This window comes from Leclercia adecarboxylata (genome assembly GCF_023639785.1).
GTDB lineage: Bacteria > Pseudomonadota > Gammaproteobacteria > Enterobacterales > Enterobacteriaceae > Enterobacter > Enterobacter adecarboxylatus_D.
Map to the genome: position 1 here is coordinate 2,484,761 of NZ_CP098325.1, position 19,494 is coordinate 2,504,254.

The following is a 19,494-nucleotide window of genomic DNA, read 5'->3' on the forward strand; positions in this document are numbered from 1 at the left end:
CCAATGAGCATAATCGATATTAACAGGCTGGAACTGTTTTTATGGCGTAAATATTTACCTTTGTTACAAAATAATAGCGCCGACAAGGGGAAACCTCACGACTATTTTTCCGTTTTCTTAAAAGATGCAGAAAATAATCGCTATATTCTGAAGGATGTACAAGGGGGCGATAACGCGCAGGATGCCGCTTTATCATTATCCTCGCTGTATCAGAGTGGCGATAGTGTAAAAAAACTTGTCGATATTCCTGAGATGGACGCCGAGATCGTCCATTACAAAAAAAATTACGCCCAGACCTATAAAAGCATATTCCTGTTTGCACTCGATCGTACGTTGAAGGTTATTACGCTCAAAACACAGTTTGCCCGCCTGAAAGGCAGAGTCGTGTCTGGCGCAAAGTCGGATACGGAGACCATCAGCCGCGACCGGTTTAATCTCCTCAGGCTGCTGGTCGCCAGCTATGTTAATCAGCGCCCCTCGCGCACCTCGTCCGGCTTTAGTCTGGATGAGGTGATCGCCCTGCTCTATGGCACGCTGTGGTATAAGCACATTAAAAATGAAGCGTTCAGACGAAAAATAAAACTGCTGATGGAGTCGCTGGTCATTAGCGGCGATTTAACCGAAAACCAGGGGGCCTATTACGTTCAGGGACAGGCCATCACCACCCTCGTTGAGTATGAAAAAGAGGATCGCCGGGTTTCTCAGCAGCAGAAGATGCACAAAAATATGGTTCGCTTTATGTTCGTTATCACCGTGGCAACCCTGCTCATTATTCTGGTGCTGCTTGGCATGGCCGGGATCGTCGATTTGGCGGCCATCTGGCAAAAGATACTGCAAATTAAACCGGTCAGGTTTATGCTGAAATTCATCTGAAAACAGGGAGCAAGGCCAGTGGAATACAAGTTTGATATCAAAACCTTAAAGACCATTCACACCCTCTGCTCCTGCGGCAGCGTCATACAGACGGCGAAACTGTTGGGTGTCTCTCCCGGCGCCGTCAGCTACACCCTCAATAAAGCACGCAAAATCACCGGTTCGGCCCTCTTTTTTCGTTCCAGAACAGGGATGGTGCCGGGTAGTCTGGCAGAAGAGCTGAGTCAAAAATATCAAAAAATCGTCAGCGATCTGGATTTAGACAGTCTTCTCTCCGTGACGGAGAAAAACATCTTTACCGTCAGCTGCTATTCTCTCCTTGAACTGCTGCTCTCGACCGCATTAATCGCCAGCGACGACGCGTTACCCCGCATCAACTTTTGCACCGCGATCGATAACGACGAGGCCAGAATCGCCCGGATACGTAATAAAGAGGTGGATATTGATATCGGTACCCGGCTGCCGGTCAATAACTCCATCATCCAGCTAAAATTTTTCAGCAGCCGTATCTCAGCCATCGTGCGACACGATCACCCCGTGATCGGTGAGACATTTTCCCTCTCCCACTGGACGGAGCATCAGCATGCTGTCTGGTCCAGAGGCATGCATCTGATTAGCGATAATGTTGAACAAACCAACCGTTTTAATGCGCTGTTTCAAACGCGTAACGTTGCCTTTGTCGCCAGCAGCACGCTTAATCTGGTGATGCTATGCGCCAACAGCGATCTTATTATTTTGTTACCAACGTTAATTGCAAAAAATATTCAGCCGCTGTTGCCAATAAAAGTGCTGGATGTTCCGCCGGAGCTGGATATGACGTATGAGTGTTATCTCCATTACCACCACTCGCTCGCCACTCACCCCATGCTGAGTAAATTAATTGCGCATTTTCAGGCGTCGGTGAACTAAAGCGTGCACTGAAAATGCCCAGTAATAACAGTGCAATTCAAAAACGTTAAATTCAGTATTTAAATTCCTGTGCCCTTTTTAATTTTACAGGGCATAGCTTCCTCTATACCCTAGCCTCTTCAATTCCCTTACTCTCGATATTCCGATATTAATATGCATACTGTTATTTTAAGTGATAATTATTATCTTTGTTCAGGCATTCATTGCTCAAGGATTAATGCATTATTTATTAGCGACGAAACAGACCTCGAACAGTTGATTGAGGTAAGTGCGTTCCGGGATGTCATCATCGCAATCGCACACGACAACCTTCGCAATAAGGTTATTAAGCAGATCAGGCAAGAAAAATCCCGCTATATTGTTTTACTGAACGAGATTGAACCGGACTGCTATATCAAAATAGATAACATCATTTATTCATCGTTGCGCTTTACCCTGCAACCGCTGCAGCATCTGATCAGCTTTTTCCCTCACTTCCGGCAGCATCACTTTACGCGGCGGGAGTACGATGTGCTCAAGCTGGCTCATCTGGAAAATCATAAAATTGCCAAGCGCCTGAGCCTGTCGCAGAAAACCACCAGCACCTACCGGATCAAGATTCAGGAGAAGCTGAATATGCGTGCAAAAAATATGCTCGCGATGCACAGAGTGAAATCGGCCATCATCGATCAGGCATTCTGATCCACCACCCCCACCCGCCCTGAAAACAGCCACCTCCATCAGGAAGTGGCCCGGACCTTAAAACTGATAGCTGTAGTTCAGGCTGGCAAACCACAGGTACGGATCGTCATAGCTGCCTTTCAGGATTGCCGGAGACTGTACCCGGGAAGACTGCATATGCAGGTATGAAACCGCAAAACCGATATTGCTCTGCGGGGTGATTTGGTACTGCGCCCCGGTGGCGAAACGCCACTCATCCCCGGTCGGCAGGGACAGGGCCGCGTCGTTTTGCGATTCGTAAATAGTGCTGTCAAACGCGACCCCCGCATTGATACGCCACTGCTCTGTCGGGCGATACTGCACCCCCAGCGCCGTGTGCCAGGAGTCCTTGAGGCGGTTTTTCTTGTCGAGATCCTGTCCTACCACCGTAATTTGCGGGCTGCCGAACTGGCTCCAGTCCTGCCAGCCCAGATCGCCCATTACCGACCATCTCTGATTAATATCATGCACCAGGCTTAACATAATCTGCTGCGGCGCCCTGACCTGGGCCGATATCGGCAGATCGTATTCAACGTTCGGCAGGTTCGGGAAGCGAGCCTTGCCGTCAATATCAAAGTCATATTCAGTTTTACTGGTCCAGGTGATCCCCGCCCGGGTCTGGTCGGTGAGTTCCATCAGTAATCCCAGGCGGTAGCTCATGGCCCAGTCGTGATCTTTTTCGGTTTCATCATCGCCATCAACGTTTCGGGTGAGGGAAAGAAGACCGTAGTTAACGTTAACCGAGCCGCCAACCGACACCCGGTCGTTCAGCTTATACGCCAGCGAGGGGCTTAAGGTCAGGGCGACCATTGCGCTCTTCTTGAGAAGCCTGTCCCCCGCCCACTCACCGTAGTCGGTGGCCAGGCCGTAGTTGCCGTACAAGCCGATCCCGGCATACAGGTCATCATTAATTTTTTGGCTGTAAAACCCGCTGGCATTGGGAAACACGCTCATGATGTCGCCGGGGCTTTTTCGCCCGGACTCGTTGTCCAGGGTATAGGGAATTTTCCCGTCCATCATCTGCGCGCCGCCGGTAAACATATGGTCCGGCAGACGGGTCATCCCGGCCGGGTTGGTCACAATGGTGGACGCATCCTGGGCGCGCGCCGCCTGCCCCGCACCGGCGAGGGCCGTATCTTCGGTACCTATTTCATAAAAGTAGAGCCCACTTGCATGGGTTACCGGGGATAACATCAGACCAAGTCCAATCAGTGTAAGTTTTCTCATTCGCCACCTGCCAGGTTACGTTATTATTTCTGGAATCGTTCGAGCTGGGTTTTATCCGCCTCTCGCGCCCGGTCGGCCAGCCGCTGAAACTGCGACGGGCCATAAAATGCTTTTGGCACAGGCAGAGACTGCATATCTGCGCCCGGGTAAATCTGTAGCTCCCCGAGACGGGAGAGCTGATACCCCACCACCACAGCGGGCATGGTGAGCCTGTAAGGCGCCGTTTTTTCATACGCCACCGGCGTGGGTAGCCGGTCAGAGTCGAGACTGTAGTTGCGTTTCAGCACCAGAAATCTATCCGGTACCCGGCGCTTGCTGTTCCACCAGTCGCCGTCCAGCTCGCGAAACTTTCTTTCGGTTTCCGTTTCGGTAGCGACCCCGAGCCGCAGCAGCGCATGACGCAGCGCGCTGTCCATGGCGGCGTTATAGCGTTCCACCGAGTCGGCTTTCCCCTGCAAAATGACCTCGATGGCCAGACGGGCCCCTAACAAATTGGAGTAGAGATCTTCCGGGGAAAACGCAGAGATTTCTTCAGAAAAGCCTGAAACTGACTGAAATCCATACCATTGGGCGATCTCGTGCCATTGGGCCAGCTCAAATGCCAGGCGCCCGGCCAGCCAGGCCGCCAGAGTGTAACGCTGGGGCATGGCGGAGGGCGGCGTAAAGGCCCGGAGCTGCACCCGGCGCACGCCCAGCTCTTCGCTATAGAAAAGACGCCCGTCGCGCCCCAGTTCGGGCAGGATGCGGGAGAAGAGGTAGAGCGTATTGTCCGCCGTGTCGCGGACGTGGGCGATATCGATAAACCCGCCGCGACGAGTGTAGATCAGGCCGTTTTTCTCCTCGCTCAAGCCGACAATGTTTTTCACGGCCCCCAGCGCGCTGTCGTTATAGTGATGGCGGCCCAGCGTATCCAGCGTCAGAACGTTGCCAATCTGGTAAAAGGGAATGGGCACCCCCACCGCCCGGACGTGCAGATCGTAGCCAAACGCGCAGCAGGGGCGCAGCGATTCCGGAGGAGAAAGCTGGCTCACCACGGGGTACGCCTTTCGCGCCTGCTTAAGGGGCAGCAGCGTCCCGTCGGCCCAGGCGGCTCCCGCCACTATCCATAACAGCAAAAACCACTTACCCATTCAGAACGCCTCCGCAACCTGAAAATAGAACCCCGCGCTCTCTTTGCCAAACCCCAGATCCAGCCGGACGTTCATCGCCGGTTTGACTTCAAACCGGTATCCCACCCCGGCGGTAGGCAACAGCGGATGATCGCCGAGAGCGTCGATATCGCTCCCCAGCGCCCCCGCCCCCAGCCAGAGCACATACCCGTGCCGCCAGTTCAGCTTGCGCCGGTACTCCACCTGCCCGCTCACCACGTCTTTGTCACGATAGCGCCCCTGGTAGTAACCGCGCATGCGACGGTCGTCCCCGGCCATCGAGAGCCTGTCCCAGGGCACATTGCCCCGCGTAAAACGCCCCCAGAGATCGAACGCCAGCACGCTCTTTTCGTTCAGCAGATGGAAATAATCGTATTGCACCTCGGTGGCGGTGAAATGGGTATCCGACCCTGCCGACGGATCAAACCAGCTGTACTCCACCTTCAACAGCTGCCCACGCTGGGGGCGTGTGACAACGTCACGTGAGTCATAGTTCAGGCTGACCGTAGCTCCCGAGGCAAGCGGCGACGTCTGCGCGTGGTAGCGGGTAAACACATCCCCCGGATAAGAATGATCGATATCCGCCTGCAGCGTGGAAAAATCCCAGCCGACACCGACATAGAGATCTTCTGCCACCTCGCGCATCACCACCGGATGGATCCGGAAGGCGTTGCTGGTGTAATCCTGTTCGTCCCCCTGGGCGGCATCGTAGCCAATCCCCCAGAAGCTAGTGGGTACCCGGTTCAACGAGCCGTCGACAAACAGGCGCCAGCGGTCGTCGGTAAAAAAGGTGTAGCTGCTTAAGCCCAGCCCCAGCGCGCCGCTGGCGCTGACGAACCCGGTAAAGGAGAGCGACGAGTTCTGGGTGGTGGCATCATTGGGGTCGACCCGGTAGATACCCGCCACCGCCATACCCAGCCCCAGCCTGAGCTCCGGGGTGTAAAACGGGCCGGGCAGCACGCTCCAGTTGATCCCCTTCAGCGGATCGTACTGGTTATCGGCCCCCAGTTTCGCCAGAAAGGCATCCATTGATTTTTGGTCCAGCATCGCCGCCTCCGATGACCATGCCGTCAGCGTCAGGGATAAAATCAGCGTCAGGCGTCCGGGTTTCATCAGAAACGGTATTCCCCCGCCACGAAGAAGCTGTTGCGCTCATTGAAACCGAATTCCGTCAGCACGTTAAAGTGCGGGGTCATTTCAAACTGGGTGCCAATCAGCATATTCCACGGCGAGGTCAGCTTCTGCTTCACGTCAAACCGGCCGTCGTCGTTCTGGTTCACCGAGTTGATCAGGGGTTGCAGTGCGGCGGGCATATGCAGATCGGACAGGCTGCCGCGAAACTCCTGCTGCACGTCCTGGTACATCGTTCCTATCCATACGCCAAGGTGCGACTGTCCCGCGGGCCCCTGGAAGCTGAAGCGATAGCCCACCCGGGGCGAGACGGTCAGCGCTGAGATCTTGCCGTCCAGAATGTCAAAATCGGTGCGGGTGTAGTTGGTATCCACCAGCGCAAACCAGTTTTGATAGCCGCCGGCCAGGGTGATCCCGGTGCCCCAGGTGGTACCCTTGAAGTCGAGAATAAAGTCGATATCCTGCAGCTCACCGCTCTGATAGAGCTGATGCACGGACGAGGCGATAATCCGGTCTACGCCGGTATAGCGCGCGGGATCGGCGTCCACCGAGACGTTGGATACCGACGAGCCGCGGGTGTGCCCCACCAGGCCATAAATATTCAGAAACGGAAACACCCACATATCCAGACGCAGGTTTTCGGTTTTGCTCTGCTCCCGCGTATGCCCGGCATCAATATTGAACATATCGGTTGGGATGGGATGATTACCCAGCGCCAGTCCGGAAAAGCCAATGCTGTCGACATCGATGTTCTGCCGCATATTCATATAGCTGAGATTAACGCCAAACGGCAGCGGAATGGCGTATCCCCGCGCCCTTGCCTCATCGCCCCAGATGGGAAACGTCCGCGCGTCCGTGTCAGCCGCCGAGGCGGCGCCTGAGACCAGCAGGAACGGCACCATCACCTTAGTCCATCGCATATCCATCCTCATTTACAGGCCGGAGCCCACGTTGAAATAGACCGCCTGCTCGTGATCGCTGAAGGCCACATCCACTCCGGTATGCAACCCGTACTCCCGGGCGATCAGATAGCGAAACCCGGTGCCCCAGGCCACTTCTGCGCTAGTGTAGAGATCGCTGGCGCTATCTTCGGCGCTACCGGCCCCGACAAAGCCCTGCACAACCCAGCGCGGCGTCACCTGCCAGCCCAGCTGAGCCTGCACGGTGCTGACATCCTCGCCCTGATAGCGGTAGCTGGAGATCCCCCGCAGCTTGATATAGGGCCGGGCCATCGGCGGCAGGTGTTGATCCTCCTGCGAGAGCATCTGGTAGTTCCCGGCGAGGGACAGCGTCCAGGTGGGGTTCAGCGGCAGGAAAACCTTGCCGTCCAGGGTCAGCAGATCGTAGCGGTAATCCCCCCCCAGAAAATGGCCGTAAAACTGGTACTCACCGCTGAGCGCGACCCCTTGTCCCGGCCAGAAGAAGTTATCGGTGGTGTCATACTCTGCCACCAGGCCGAGCGACGAGGAGGTACTGTCATCCCCCAGCACCCGCTGCCACAGGCGATCGATAAGCGGATTGTTTTTGGCGGAGATATCCGCCCTGAACCACGACTGGGATGCCCCGACAAAGACCGGCGAATCTCCGACGCGGAACAGCAGCTTGTGCAGGCCGCCGTAGCCCTGGGTTTCGGTGTTGATGGCTTTATTGCGGCTAAAGCCAGCGACATCCCCGGAATAGATATCCAGATTGATATCGGCATAGCCCCCGGCAACGAGATAGCGGATATGGTCCTCCTGCCAGGTCCGTCGGTGGCCGCCGCCGACAAACCAGGTGCCGTTTTCGGTGCCACCTCCGCCGAATGCCGTCATCGCCGGGGGGATAAATCGCCCGTTAGCCTGGGTGCCTTTCCCGTGCAAAAACAGGCCAAACAGACCGCCGCCATAGCCGATGGCGGGCTCGGTGATCACCACCGGGATCGGCAGAAATCCGTAAGGCTTATCCTGCAGGTTATGGCTCATATCCAGCATGCCATCTTCAGGATCGATCAGGCCAGCCGACGTGGCTTGCCCGCAACAGAGTGCAGTCAGCAGCAAAAGCCGCTTCATCCTTTATCCCCGGCGGGAGCCGACGCCGGCGCCGGGTACCAGTTCTCTTTCGCCACCATCACCGCCCCCTCAGGCTGCATCACGAAGTTCGGCGACATGATCTGCACGTTGAACTCGTTGAACACGTCCTGAATATTGCTGTGCAGTTCGTTGCGGGCCGCCGCCAGCGACTGCCCCGGCAGGAGCCGGACCTGTAACTCGTAGGCGATGTACCAGTCCATCAGGCTCAGCTGGCGTACCAGCGGCGGGTGCGTGAGATCGACGCCCTGCGCCCGCTTGGCGGCCAGCTCCAGCATGGCGTGAACCTGCCGCCAGGGGGTGTCGTACCCGATGGTGACGCCCACGGTCAGGTTCACCCCGCCGTCCGGGTTCTGGACGCTGAGATTGGTGATTTTGCCGCTCACCACTACCGCGTTGGGTACCGTCACCACGTAGTTTTCCCGGGTGATAATCTTGGTGGCAAGCATGCCGATCTCGCTGACCTGCCCCTCGTTATCCGCCACCCGAATCACATCCCCTTTGCGCAGCGCCCGGGAGTAGATCAGCACCAGCCCGCTCATGGCGTGGTTCATCACCCCCGCCGACCCGAGGGTGAGCATTAAGCCGAAGAAGACGCTGATCCCCTTAAACGCCAGCGAGTTGGCCCCGGGCAGGAAAGGATACGCCGCAGAGAGGGCAAACAGCCACACCACCACCGAGATCAGCTTGCGGGTGGCGCCGACGGTCTCCGGGTGGATCCCCGGCAGCTGCAGGCGCCCCGCCTCCACCTGATTCAGCACCATTTTCAGCAGCTTGAGGATAAACGCGGTGATAAGAAAAATGAGCATTACGATCAACAGCCCCGGCAGAGCCGAGACAATCGACAGGGCGATCTGCCGCAGGGCGCGGATCGACCAGTCGCCGAGAGAGGTCCCCCAGACCCGCGTCCAGGGGAAAAGGCTGAAGACCCAGCTCAGCCAGGCATAGAACGCCACGATAGCCAGTAAGATCATCATCAGGGCATAGAGGCGCGTTTCGATGGCGCCAATAAAGCGCCGCCAGCGGTGCGGGATCAGGCTGCGGTTTTCGAGGATCCGCCGACCATAAAAACGCCGCACCCAGCGCCACGAGCGGTATGCCCCGTAACAGAAGAGCATAAAGACCAGCAATCCCGCCGCCGCTTTCACCGTGGAGAGCGCCAGCCAGCCGGAATCATACTGATCGCGCAGGGCCATACGCTGGGCTTCCATGCGGGCCAGCACCCGCTGGGCGGCCTGATCCAGGGTTAAATCATCCCCTTCGTCCAGATCCGCCTGAGCCAGCAGCATCACCGGTTTGCCGTTCATGACGATCAGCCTTCCCTGCTGGTTGTAGCGGGTCACCGGCACGATTCTGAGCGGCTCCCGCACGTCCTCCTGGGTAAAGTTGCGCAGCGTATTGCGGATACGTAAGACACGTTCTTCGGGGGTGGTCAGGCCAAACTTCGCCTGCAGCATGACGATGGGTTGATGGAAGATATAGAGAGTGCGGGCGCGCTCCTGCTCAGTAGGTGCCTGGCGGGGTTCTGCTGCCTGTGTCATAAAAGCCAGACCGGAGAGAAAACACGTTAAAAAGACGAGCAGGATCCTGTTCATTTCCACCACCCGAAACGCGCAATTATCGTTATATTTCAGACTGCCCACGAAACGGCTGGTCTGCACTCATTTGAGCGTAGACCAGCGTTTCGCTTCTGCAATACCACTCAGAAACGGATCTTCATCCCCAGCGACGCCGAAATATCGGCATCCAGGCTGGTCTTACCGCTGTTGTCCCAGGTTTTGCCCACTTCGGTGTAGGCCTGAACGTCATCGGTCACCATCCAGGTGGCCCCCACTGCCGCCTCGGTGGCGGCGAACTGCTGGTTGGCCTTCAGGGTGGTTTTGCCGTGACTGTTGGCGGTATTGCGGTAAGTCACCTCATCCTGGCCGTCGGTCAGCTCCTGCCAGTAGTTCACCCGCACGTAGGGCTTCACTATGCCGTGGTTGGTGTCGTACTCGGCGGTGAGACGCGCCCCCAGACGGCCAATCACCGCGCTGTCGGCGTTGACGCTGACCCGGGTTTTCGCGGCATCGTTGAGGGTGACGTCGTCGAAGTCGCTCCACTGCCAGATCAGCTGGGCCTGAGGCTCAAATGCCCAGCCGGTATCGCCGAAGTACCAGGGTTTACCCACCTCCACGGAGGCGGTCACCGAGTTGCCGTCCGGGTGGTAGGTTTCATGGTCGGTCATGTTTTTCAGATCGACCGAGTGGTAGCCATACTGCAGCACGTTATCGACGTAGAAGCCGTCGGTGTCGGTCCAGGTGGCATAGCCGCCAAGGTAGGTGGAGAAGGTGGAGTTATACGCCGCCCCGCCGCTCATGCCGGTATTGCCGTCGATGGCGCTGTCGATATCCATAAAGGTGGTGTACATCCCGGCACGCCACTTATCGTCCTGCCACAGATCCAGCCCCATCTGCATGCCGTTGTACTGGCTGTGGCTGGTGCTGCCTGTGGCATCATCCAGTTTCTGGTCGACGGTTTTGGTCAGGTAGCGCGCCCAGAAACGCCCCTCCTGATCCGCAGGGTTGTCCGCCCGGTAAGGGCGTTCATCCCCCTGGCGCAGGTGCAGGGTGCCCAGCACAAACAGATCCGCCTGACGGATGATGGAAGGTAAAGTGTCGAAGCCCGGCACGTCCGGACGATAGCCGGCACGCAGGAACCAGTCTTCGCCCGCGCCGTTGAGATCCCCCGCAAACAGCTGGTACTCCCAGGCCCCGGCGGTCAGATAGTCGGCCCCGAGAGTAAAGGCGTCTTTGGTGGTTTGCGCCGTGGTGACGCCGCCGTTGATGGCATCAACAACCAGAATGCCGTCCCCTTCGGTTGGCTCCCCAAGCCGGCTGACGTCAATGTCCAGCAGCGTGGTGCCGCTGGCGGTTCCGCCGTCGATCACCAGATGGTCCGCCACGCCCGGGCTGTTCTGCTGAGCGGCAATTTTCAGCGTGCCGTCGAGGCCCACATAGTCGCCCTGCACCGTTAGCGTCGAGCCCACGTTACCGCCGCGCAGGTTCACCGTACCCTGGTTTACCAGGTCCGCCACGGTCTGGTTATGCCCGCCAGTATCGAGGGTACCGTTACTGCTGACGATGTGGCTGGAACCGCTGCTGAAACGGTTGATGCCTCCGGCCAGCAGGGTGCCGTTTTCCACCAGCGTATAGCCCGTCCATCGGTTGAGTCCGTTCAGGACGGTGGTGCCTTCACCGCGCTGAATAAAATCACCGGTTCCGGTGATGATACCGTTGAGATCCAGGGTGTTGGCGCGATTGACCACCAGGGTGGCGAGGTTAACCACGTTCCCCAGCACGCTGCCGCTGTTGCCGCCATTCCCCAGTTGCAGGGTGCCGTTACGCACGGTGGTTTCGCCCTGGAAAGTGCTGTCCTGCGTAAGCGTCAGGGTGCCGTCCCCCTGTTTCGCCAGATTGCCGCTGCCGCCCACCGCCGTGAGCAGCGAGACATCATTCCCGTTGGTGTCGATCGCCCCGCCATCTCCGGCAAGCGTTACGGCGCGGGCGGTATCGAACGCGGCGCCGTAGCGCAGCGTACCGCCGCTGAGGGTGATGCCGGTGTCCGCGGCACCGAGGTTCGGATCGCCGGAGACCTGTAATACCCCGTCACTGATAGTGGTGCCGCCCTGATAGGTATTGCTGCCGTTCAGCACCAGGGTGCCAAGATCGGTTTTATTCAGCCCGCCGCTGCCGGCAATTTGTGAGTTGAAGGTGGCGGTATACCCCGCCCCGCGCACGGTGCCATCCCCCACGCGCAGAACGGTGTCGGCAGTATCGGTGGTGATGACGCCGTCGTTAATGACGTAGCCGTCGGTCATAAACTGCGCGCCGCTGATGGTCACCGCCCCCAGGCTGTTATCCACCGTGACGGTGCCGGACTCGCCGCCAAACACCGCGAACGCGCCATCGCTGAACGGGGTGTTAAACGCCCCCTCCGGGTTGGTGCGATCGGTGGTCCAGTTATCGTTGCCGTTGCTGTTCTGCCAGACGCCGTTGCCGCCATCAATGACATCGTTATTTTTCAGGGAACCGCCCGCGCCGCCAAAGCCGTCCCAGAAGCGCATGGTGTACCCGGTGCGGTTCACCAGGTTGACCTGGCCGTCGATTGAGGTCTGAACATAGAGATCGTCTGCCGCCGCGGGCGCGGTGCCGATCTCCAGGATGTTGTTGGTGAGCGTGCCGCTGTAGTCGATCACGCGATAGACGCCGACGTCAAAGTTCCCGCCCGGGGTCTGGGTGATATTGAGCCTGCCGTCGAGGTTCAGATCGCCGTTCACCGTCAGCAGATCGTTCAGCGCCCCGCCCGGGGTGCCGGACTGGCCGAACTGGAAATCAAGCTGGGCGTTTTGCGCCAGCGTCAGGCTGCCCATCGTCAGCTCGCCCACGCTGTCGAGCGCCGCGCCCGGCGTCAGATGGCCGTCATCCGCCACGCTGACGCTGCCGCCCAGGGTGCCCGCCCCGCCGAGGGTCGCCCCGGCATCGACCGTCGCTGCCCCGGTGGCCGCACTCTGATCGCCGTTAACCAGCAACACCCCCTGCTGAACGGCGGTCGCGCCGGTATAGCTGTTATCGCCGGATAAGGTCAGGGTGCCGCCGCCGGTTTTCACCAGCCCGCCGCCGCTGCCGCTGATGATCCCGCTGATGGTGTCGTTCAGGCCAAGATTACCTTCGGTCAGGGTGGCCGCGCCCAGACTGACGTTCCCGGCCCCGGAGAGGGACCCGACAGCGGTATTGCCTGCGGCGTCCGCCAGCGTCACGTTGCCGCCCGCCAGGTTACTGATGCGGGCCGACGCCGCCTGGGCATTGCCCGCAAACGCCACCGTGCCGCTGTTGGTGGTCAGGCTGGTTCCGGCGTCAGCGCTGCCGGAGAGCTGCATCAGGGAAGCGGCATCGACGTTAAACCTTGCCGCGCCACCGCTGCTGGTGTCGGTCAGTTCAAGCGTACCGCTGGTCAGGTTGACGGTGCTGCCGTCCGCCGTCGCCGTATCGTTAAAGGCCAGGGTGGCGTTGTTGACGTTGAAGAGATGCGCCTCTGCCGCGCTGGCGTTGTTGATGTTCACACGGGCCGCGTCGATGAGGGTCACCGTGCTGTCGGCCCGGCCCAGCGCGCCGGCGGCGTTAGCATTGACGGTCAGGGTGCCGGTGCCATTTTTCCCGGTAACGGTGGTATTACCCTGATAGGTATTGGCTACGTTGAGATCCAGCACCCCATCGCCCGTTCCGGCGGCGCTGTCTTTCACCGCCAGCGGGCCGTCGCCGCCAATCCCCCCCTGGGAGGCGAAGGTATTGCCGTAAACATCAAAGGTGCCGCCCGCCACGCCATCGAGGATAAACAAGCGGTCGGTGGTGTAATCGGCCCCGGTCTGGAAGGTTGCGCCGTTCTTGAGGAACACAAAGGTCCCGGCATCGCCGAGGCTGGTGTCTTTAGAAACCTGTAAGGTGCCGTTCCAGACTTCGGTCCCGCCGCTGTACTGGTTGTCGCCGTTAAGGATCAGGCGGCCCGGATCGGTTTTCAGCAGGCGGATCGCCCCGTCGGCATCGCTGTCCTGCACCAGGTCTACGTTGATAGTGGTATTCACATCCGCACCGGCCGCGCCGTCGCCGACGCGAATCGCGAAGTAGCTGTCGCCGTGGGTTCCGCCTACCGCGTCGTAGCTGTTATCCGGCGTCACCACGCCCGCAATACCGGTCGCCACCATGTGCAGTTGGGAATCCTGGTTGATCAGATCCGGCGTCAGCAGATAGCCGTCGGTCGTAAACTGCATCCCGCTGGTGATGACATCGCCAAAGGCGTTGCTGACCAGGACGGTATCCGCCTCGCCCTGGAAGACGGCAAAGGCGCGCTGGGACCAGGGGGCGTTGCCCACCCCGTTGCTCTGGGTCCAGTTGTTACTGGTGCCCGCGATGAGGGCATTCCAGGAGCCAAAACCGCCGTCGACCACGCCGTTGCCGGAGGTACCATCCCCGTGGTTGGTGGCGTTGAGATCGCCGTCCCAGAACTGAAGCTGGTTAGAAGGCACCACAAAGTCCAGCACGAGGTTAACCTGATTCGCGATGTTAGTCTGAATGGCATACTGATTGGCATCGTTCGGCGGTAACGAGCCGATGTCCATGGTGTTGTTGATCAGTGCTCCGCCGTAGTTAAACAGACGGTAGACCCCCGGCAGGAAGCTGCCCCCCGCGGTGAGCGCCACGTTCACCACCCCGTCGAGGGTGAGATCGCCCGCCACCGTCACCAGATCGTTTAACGCCCCGCCCGGCGTGTAGACCTCTCCCAGCTGGAACTGGCTGTCGGTATCGCTCGCCAGGGTCAGGTCGCCGTTGATGGTCAGTTCACCGGTGCCATTGCCCCGGGCATCATCCCCCGGACGCAGCACGGTGCCCGTTTCAAAGACCACGTCCCCGCCCAGGGTGCCGTAGCCGCCGAGGGTGGTGCCGGACTGCACCGTCGTCAAGCCGGTACCGGTCTGCACGCCGTTGATCAGCAGCGTACCCTGCCCGACGGTGGTGGTTCCGGCATAGCTGTTATTGCCGCCCAGGCGCGTCACACCGCTGCCCAACTGGCGGAACGCCCCGCTGCCGGAGATAACGCCGTTTAACGCCACATCATCTGAACGATTGACGGTTAACAGCCCGTTGTCGGTGATATTGGTGGTGGTAGATAAACTCCCGGTGGTGCCGCCGTTACCCAGCGCCAGCTCTGAATCCGTACCGATCAGCGTATTGCCGGTGTAGCTGTTTTCCCCCAGCAGGATAGTGTCGCCGCCGCCGATGCGCGCCATACCGCCGTCGCCGGAGATGACGCCGCTGTAGGTCTGAACCCCTGCGCCATCAAACGACACCAGGCTATTGCCGCCCACAGTGGCAATGTTGTACTGCCGAATGGTTGCCTCGCCGCTGGTGACGGCGTTATCCCCGGAGCGCAGCGTCGCCCCGTTGTTGACGTTGATCTGCCCCGCCCCGGAGAGCGCCAGGTCGTTCACCACGCGGATATCAGCAGGATCGCCGTCGAGGGTCAGGGTGCTCCAGCCGGTGCCAATGTTAGTGCCCGTTGCCAGATCGTCCGCCGCCAGGGATCCGATATTCGCCGAACCCGCGCTGCTGTGGGTATTGTTAAAGGTCAGAAGACTGTTGGTGCCCCCTTCGCTCAGGACATGGCTCACGCGGGCCAGGCTCACATCGCCAAAGGTGGCGCTGTCGTTGCCGTCGGCCCCGGTAAAGGTCACCCCACCCGCGAACTCGCCTGCGGTAAAGCCAAACTGGTCGCTGCCGCTGCCGAGGGTGATCTCGCCCTGGGTGGTTCCGGCGTTGATGTTCATCACGTCGTTGCCGCTGCCGGTCAGCACCACCTGTGCGGTGTCGCTGGCGGCACGCAGCGTGCCGGTGTTGACGAGGGTGTTACTGGCCGTTCCCGAGGCATCAATGACCGTCGCATTTTCGCTTTGGCTGGTGATAAGCCCGGTATTGGTGATGGTGCGGCTGGCGGCCGTGCCGTTCAGGGCAATCAGCGACTGGGCGTTAGTGGTGCTGGTGGAGGTGATGTTGCCGCTGTTGCTGAATGCCGGGGTGTTCTGCGCCAGGATGGTGCTGCCGGTGTCGCTGCTGGTGGTGATGACCCCGCTGTTGCTCAGGCTGCTGGCACTGGTCGCCTCAATGGCCGCCCCGGCGGTCGTGCCCATAGTGATGGAGGTGCCCGAGTTCACGTTGCCGGTGGTCCGCGCCAGCACCCCGGTGCTGTCGGTGCCGTTACCGTTGATGGTGTAGCCGGTGCCGATGGTCAGATCGCCGGAGGTTTGCGAGCCGTCCGCCTGCATAAAGGCAAACCCGCTGCCGCTGCCCGCCACGTTCAGGACGTTGCCGGTGCCTTCCGCCGTAAAGGTCACCGCCGTGCGGATAGCCGGGCCGTCGCCGGAATTAATGGTCACGTTATTCAGATTGATATTACTGGAGCTGGCGTTGTTGTTAATGCCCGCCCCGGTTCCTGACACATCGATAGTGGTGTTGCTGGCGTTGAAGGAGGAGGCCCCGGTGCTGTCGATACGCACCCCGTCCGCGCCGTTGCTGGCGGTGATCTGGTTCCCGGTGCCGTTAACGGTAAGCGTCGCGCCGTTGCCCGCCAGCTGCACCGCCGCCAGGCCGCCGTTGGCGGTGACGGTGCCGAGCTGGCTGACCGTTGCGCCCGCCCCCTGCACCCGCAGGCCGATGTTACCGCTGCCTGCGGCCCCGGATACGCTGATGGCCCCGCTGTTATTCAGCAGCCCGGCATTCTGAATATCCACGCCAATATTGTTGGTCCCGGCAACGCTGACCGGGGCGGTCACCGTCGCCTGGCCGTTGTTATGCAGAACGATACCGGTGCTGCTGTTCCCCAGCAGATCGATAGCCGCACCCGCATTCAGGGTAAGGTTGCCGAGGTAGCCAACGTTGTACCCCACAATCCCTGTCTGCCCGGCCGCCGAGGTGATGACCGCATCGGAAGTAACGAGGGTTTCCCGCGGTTCGGGATCGATAGTGGCGTCGATGTTGTAGTTGCGCCCGTCCACCAGCACGGCGGTCGTGTTATCCCCCGTCAGGTTGATGGCCCCGTCGGTGATGGCCCCATTGGCCCCGCCGGTCACTTTCACCCCAACGGCACCCGCCCCGGAGACGGTAATGGTGGCATCCCCGGTCGTTAACTGGGTGGCCACATCATCCGCCGGATCGGCATTGTTCAGATCGTCCACGCCGTTGGCGAATACCCCCGTCGAACCCTGGCCTGAGACGTTCAAATCGTAGCTGCTGCCGGTCCCGGTATTGCCGTTAAAGATCGCCCCATGATCGACAACGAAAAGAATGGACTGGGTCTGGGCGCTGTCGGTGATGGTGGCGTTGGTGATATTGATGCTGGAGCCCTGGCCCCAGGCGTAATAGCCGATTTGCTGGGAATTCTGGAACGACAGGGAGGCATCCGCCCCGATATCGATCGTGGCATTGCCACGGGCGTGGACGCCGATGGCCCCGGCGGATAACAGACTGATATCAGAGTCGAGCGTCACCTGCGCCGCGTTGTTGTTTAACCCTTCGGCATAGACGGCGTAATTACGGTAGGTGTAAGGCTGGTTGTCAGTGCCGCCGGTATCTCCCGCGCTGCCCACCACAATCCCGCTGCTGGCGGTGGAGTTCAATGACGCATTGGCGGTTTGCGCCAGGATATTCAGGGCGATGTTGTTGTCACCGTCGACAAAAATATTGCCGTTGTTGGTCACCACCCCGCCGTTGTCTTTGACGTACATGCCGTAGTTGGCGGCGGCAGAAATTTCGCCGGTCGACGTTGGCGTCAGGGTGCCCAGCACGTTCAGCTGGCCGTTGTTGGTCGCCGCCTCGGTGCCGCCTTCAATCAGCATCGCTGCCGCATTGCGGGTGCCGGAGAGCAGCGTGATGGTGCCCTCGGCGGTGTTCTCCATGTTGCCCTTGCCGGTGGTGTACATCCCGGCGCTTAACGCCCCACTGCCCACCAGATCCACCGCCTCCGGGGTGTCGCCTGAGATAACGGGGGTTGCGCCAAGGTAAATCTGCCCGGCGTTGGTCACGGTGCCCATTGAGTCGCTGAGAATCGCATACCCGGCCGCCCGGCCATCGGGATTACGGCTGTTACCCGTCAGGGTAACAGTGCCGGTATTGCTGAGGGTACTGTTGCCGCCAACGGCCATCCCCCATGCGGTACGGGAGGCGTTATCCGTTACCGCAACATTGATGTAACCCTGGTTGGTGAGCGTGGCGTTCGTTAAGCCGGCCATCCCCACGCTACCGGCGTTGCTCACATTCTGGTTAACGCCGTCTTTCTCGAGGAATAACCCGGCGTTGATCACCCCGGTATTGAGCGCCGTGCCGTAGCTGGCCAGCATCGCCACCGAGGTGGGGCTGCTGCCGCTGCTGCGCCAGGCGTTGATGGTGCCGTTGTTGACGATCGCCCCGCCGTCGAAGGCCTCCATCACCGCTGAGGCCCCATCCACGGCGAGGCTCGCGTCGGCGGTGACGGTCCCGGTTGCGCCTGCCCCGTTGGCATAGATCACCCGCAAATCGCCGGTGCCGAGGGTGGCGTTGTTGTTGTGCGCCAGCCTGTCTTCCCAGACGTTATAGGTGAGATTGATTTGGGTGCTTTGCGCCTGGCTGAGTAAGCCGGTGATGATGCTGTTATAGACGGTCTGCGCCTCCACCGCGGAGTCAATCACTTCGCCATTCACCTCAGCACCGGCCGTCAGCCAGTACTGAACTTGCGGACTCCCGGCATAGGCGCCCTGTCCGGTGAGGTAGTTGTTTACATCGGCGATATCATCGGAGGAGGTAATGTTAAATTCGCGGGTACCCACCTGAATCACCCGCCCGCCGGGCAATTCGGTGTAGTTCGGTAAGGTCAGGGTGTAGTTATACTGGGTACTCTGCGCCCCCACGCTCTGACTCTGCGCGCTGACCACCGCCGCAGGGCGGAAATGAATATAGTTATCAGACAGCCAGTTCACCGCGCTGGTGGCGGTTCCTCCCGCATCCGCCCGGGCCAGAGTGGTGTTTTTGGTCAGGAGATCGAGAGTGTTTTCCGCGGCGGCAATGGGCGTTGCACCGTTGGTATCCGCCCCGACGTTAATGTTCGCCGTGCCGCCATCATTCCCCACCTCAGCGATCCCAAACCCATTCATGATCCGGACGGAGTTGGGGTCATACACCGACAACTGCATGTTGCCGACCGGGGTATCATCTGAAGAAACAAAGGTGGAGGAGTCGTAAATACTGATGACCTGGAAGCTGCCGTCCAGCCCGGGAACCTCAACGTTGAGCTCCTGATCCTGCTGCGGGTTGGCCGGGTTTGGCGAGTAGGTGAACTCACCGATATTGGCTGACGTAATAGGCGTCTGATTACCTTGCGAATCGGTGGCCGAAATGGTCAGGATGCGATCCCCTTCGGGCGCAACGGCCCCGGGCAAGGCACTGGTCACCGCCACCGTGCGCCCACTGACGCCGTTACCGGCAGTGACATCCGGCATCACCGGAATCGGCCCGAGAATATTCAGGGTGGTGCCCGGCGCATAATGATTCGGTAAAACCGCATTATCGATGCTGAATGCTATGCCGGTATTAATGACGGTATCGAAGTTATAAGCAGGATCGGTTGAGAATAAATAGCTGGGGTAAACCGAAGCCCAGTTAACATCGTCTGCTGAGGCGACGCCAGATAAGCTTAAAAGTAGTACCGGAGCCGCGCCCGTGGCGATTAAGCGGCGGCGTTTAGTGCCTGTATGCGACGTAGAAAGCTCACTGACCGCAATGAAACAGCCTGCGACATGGCTCCATACATGACGATAAATTTTATTCATAACATACCCTGCCGAATCCAGTCGTTTGAAATCTATGGAAATACGCGGAAAA

Annotated in this window: 10 protein-coding genes; 3 read left to right on the top strand and 7 right to left on the bottom strand. The window is 59.4% G+C overall.

The genetic code is table 11. The features are described from left to right. Positions 1-3: 3 nt before the first annotated feature. From NB069_RS11910 to NB069_RS11920, 3 genes are all read left to right on the top strand, one after another. The gene (locus NB069_RS11910) at positions 4-873 is read left to right on the top strand and encodes a hypothetical protein (RefSeq protein ID WP_250583796.1); all 870 of its coding nucleotides are present in this window, start codon (positions 4-6) and stop codon (positions 871-873) included. Positions 874-891: 18 nt separating this feature from the next. Further along, a complete protein-coding gene (locus tag NB069_RS11915; RefSeq protein WP_250583798.1) occupies positions 892-1,782 on the top strand; it encodes a LysR family transcriptional regulator in 891 nt (296 codons plus the stop codon). A 153-nt stretch (positions 1,783-1,935) separates the two neighbouring features. Next, complete coding sequence (locus NB069_RS11920; protein ID WP_250583800.1) at positions 1,936-2,463, top strand: LuxR C-terminal-related transcriptional regulator; 528 nt, start codon at positions 1,936-1,938, stop codon at positions 2,461-2,463. A 57-nt stretch (positions 2,464-2,520) separates the two neighbouring features. Here NB069_RS11920 and NB069_RS11925 read toward each other — a convergent pair whose 3' ends face one another. The 7 genes from NB069_RS11925 to NB069_RS11955 all read right to left on the bottom strand — a co-directional run bounded on the left by NB069_RS11925 (position 2,521) and on the right by NB069_RS11955 (position 19,442). Beyond that, complete coding sequence (locus tag NB069_RS11925) at positions 2,521-3,708, bottom strand: OmpP1/FadL family transporter (protein ID WP_250583802.1); 1,188 nt, start codon at positions 3,706-3,708, stop codon at positions 2,521-2,523. A gap of 23 nt (positions 3,709-3,731) precedes the next feature. Further along, complete coding sequence (locus NB069_RS11930; RefSeq protein ID WP_250583804.1) at positions 3,732-4,838, bottom strand: DUF4056 domain-containing protein; 1,107 nt, start codon at positions 4,836-4,838, stop codon at positions 3,732-3,734. After that, positions 4,839-5,969, bottom strand: a complete 1,131-nt coding sequence (locus NB069_RS11935; protein ID WP_250583806.1) for a BamA/TamA family outer membrane protein — start codon at positions 5,967-5,969, stop codon at positions 4,839-4,841. Then, complete coding sequence (locus NB069_RS11940; protein ID WP_250583807.1) at positions 5,969-6,907, bottom strand: hypothetical protein; 939 nt, start codon at positions 6,905-6,907, stop codon at positions 5,969-5,971. The genes NB069_RS11935 and NB069_RS11940 overlap by 1 nt, the downstream gene beginning before the upstream one ends. Before the next feature lie 12 nt (positions 6,908-6,919). Then, positions 6,920-8,035, bottom strand: a complete 1,116-nt coding sequence (locus NB069_RS11945) for a BamA/TamA family outer membrane protein (protein ID WP_250583808.1) — start codon at positions 8,033-8,035, stop codon at positions 6,920-6,922. Continuing rightward, on the bottom strand, positions 8,032-9,648 hold the full coding sequence (locus NB069_RS11950) for a mechanosensitive ion channel family protein (protein WP_250583809.1): 1,617 nt from the start codon (positions 9,646-9,648) through the stop codon (positions 8,032-8,034). Before NB069_RS11950 ends, NB069_RS11945 begins: the two co-directional genes overlap by 4 nt. Positions 9,649-9,755: 107 nt before the next feature. After that, on the bottom strand, positions 9,756-19,442 hold the full coding sequence (locus NB069_RS11955; protein WP_250583810.1) for an autotransporter-associated beta strand repeat-containing protein: 9,687 nt from the start codon (positions 19,440-19,442) through the stop codon (positions 9,756-9,758). Between the last annotated feature and the right edge of the window lie 52 nt (positions 19,443-19,494).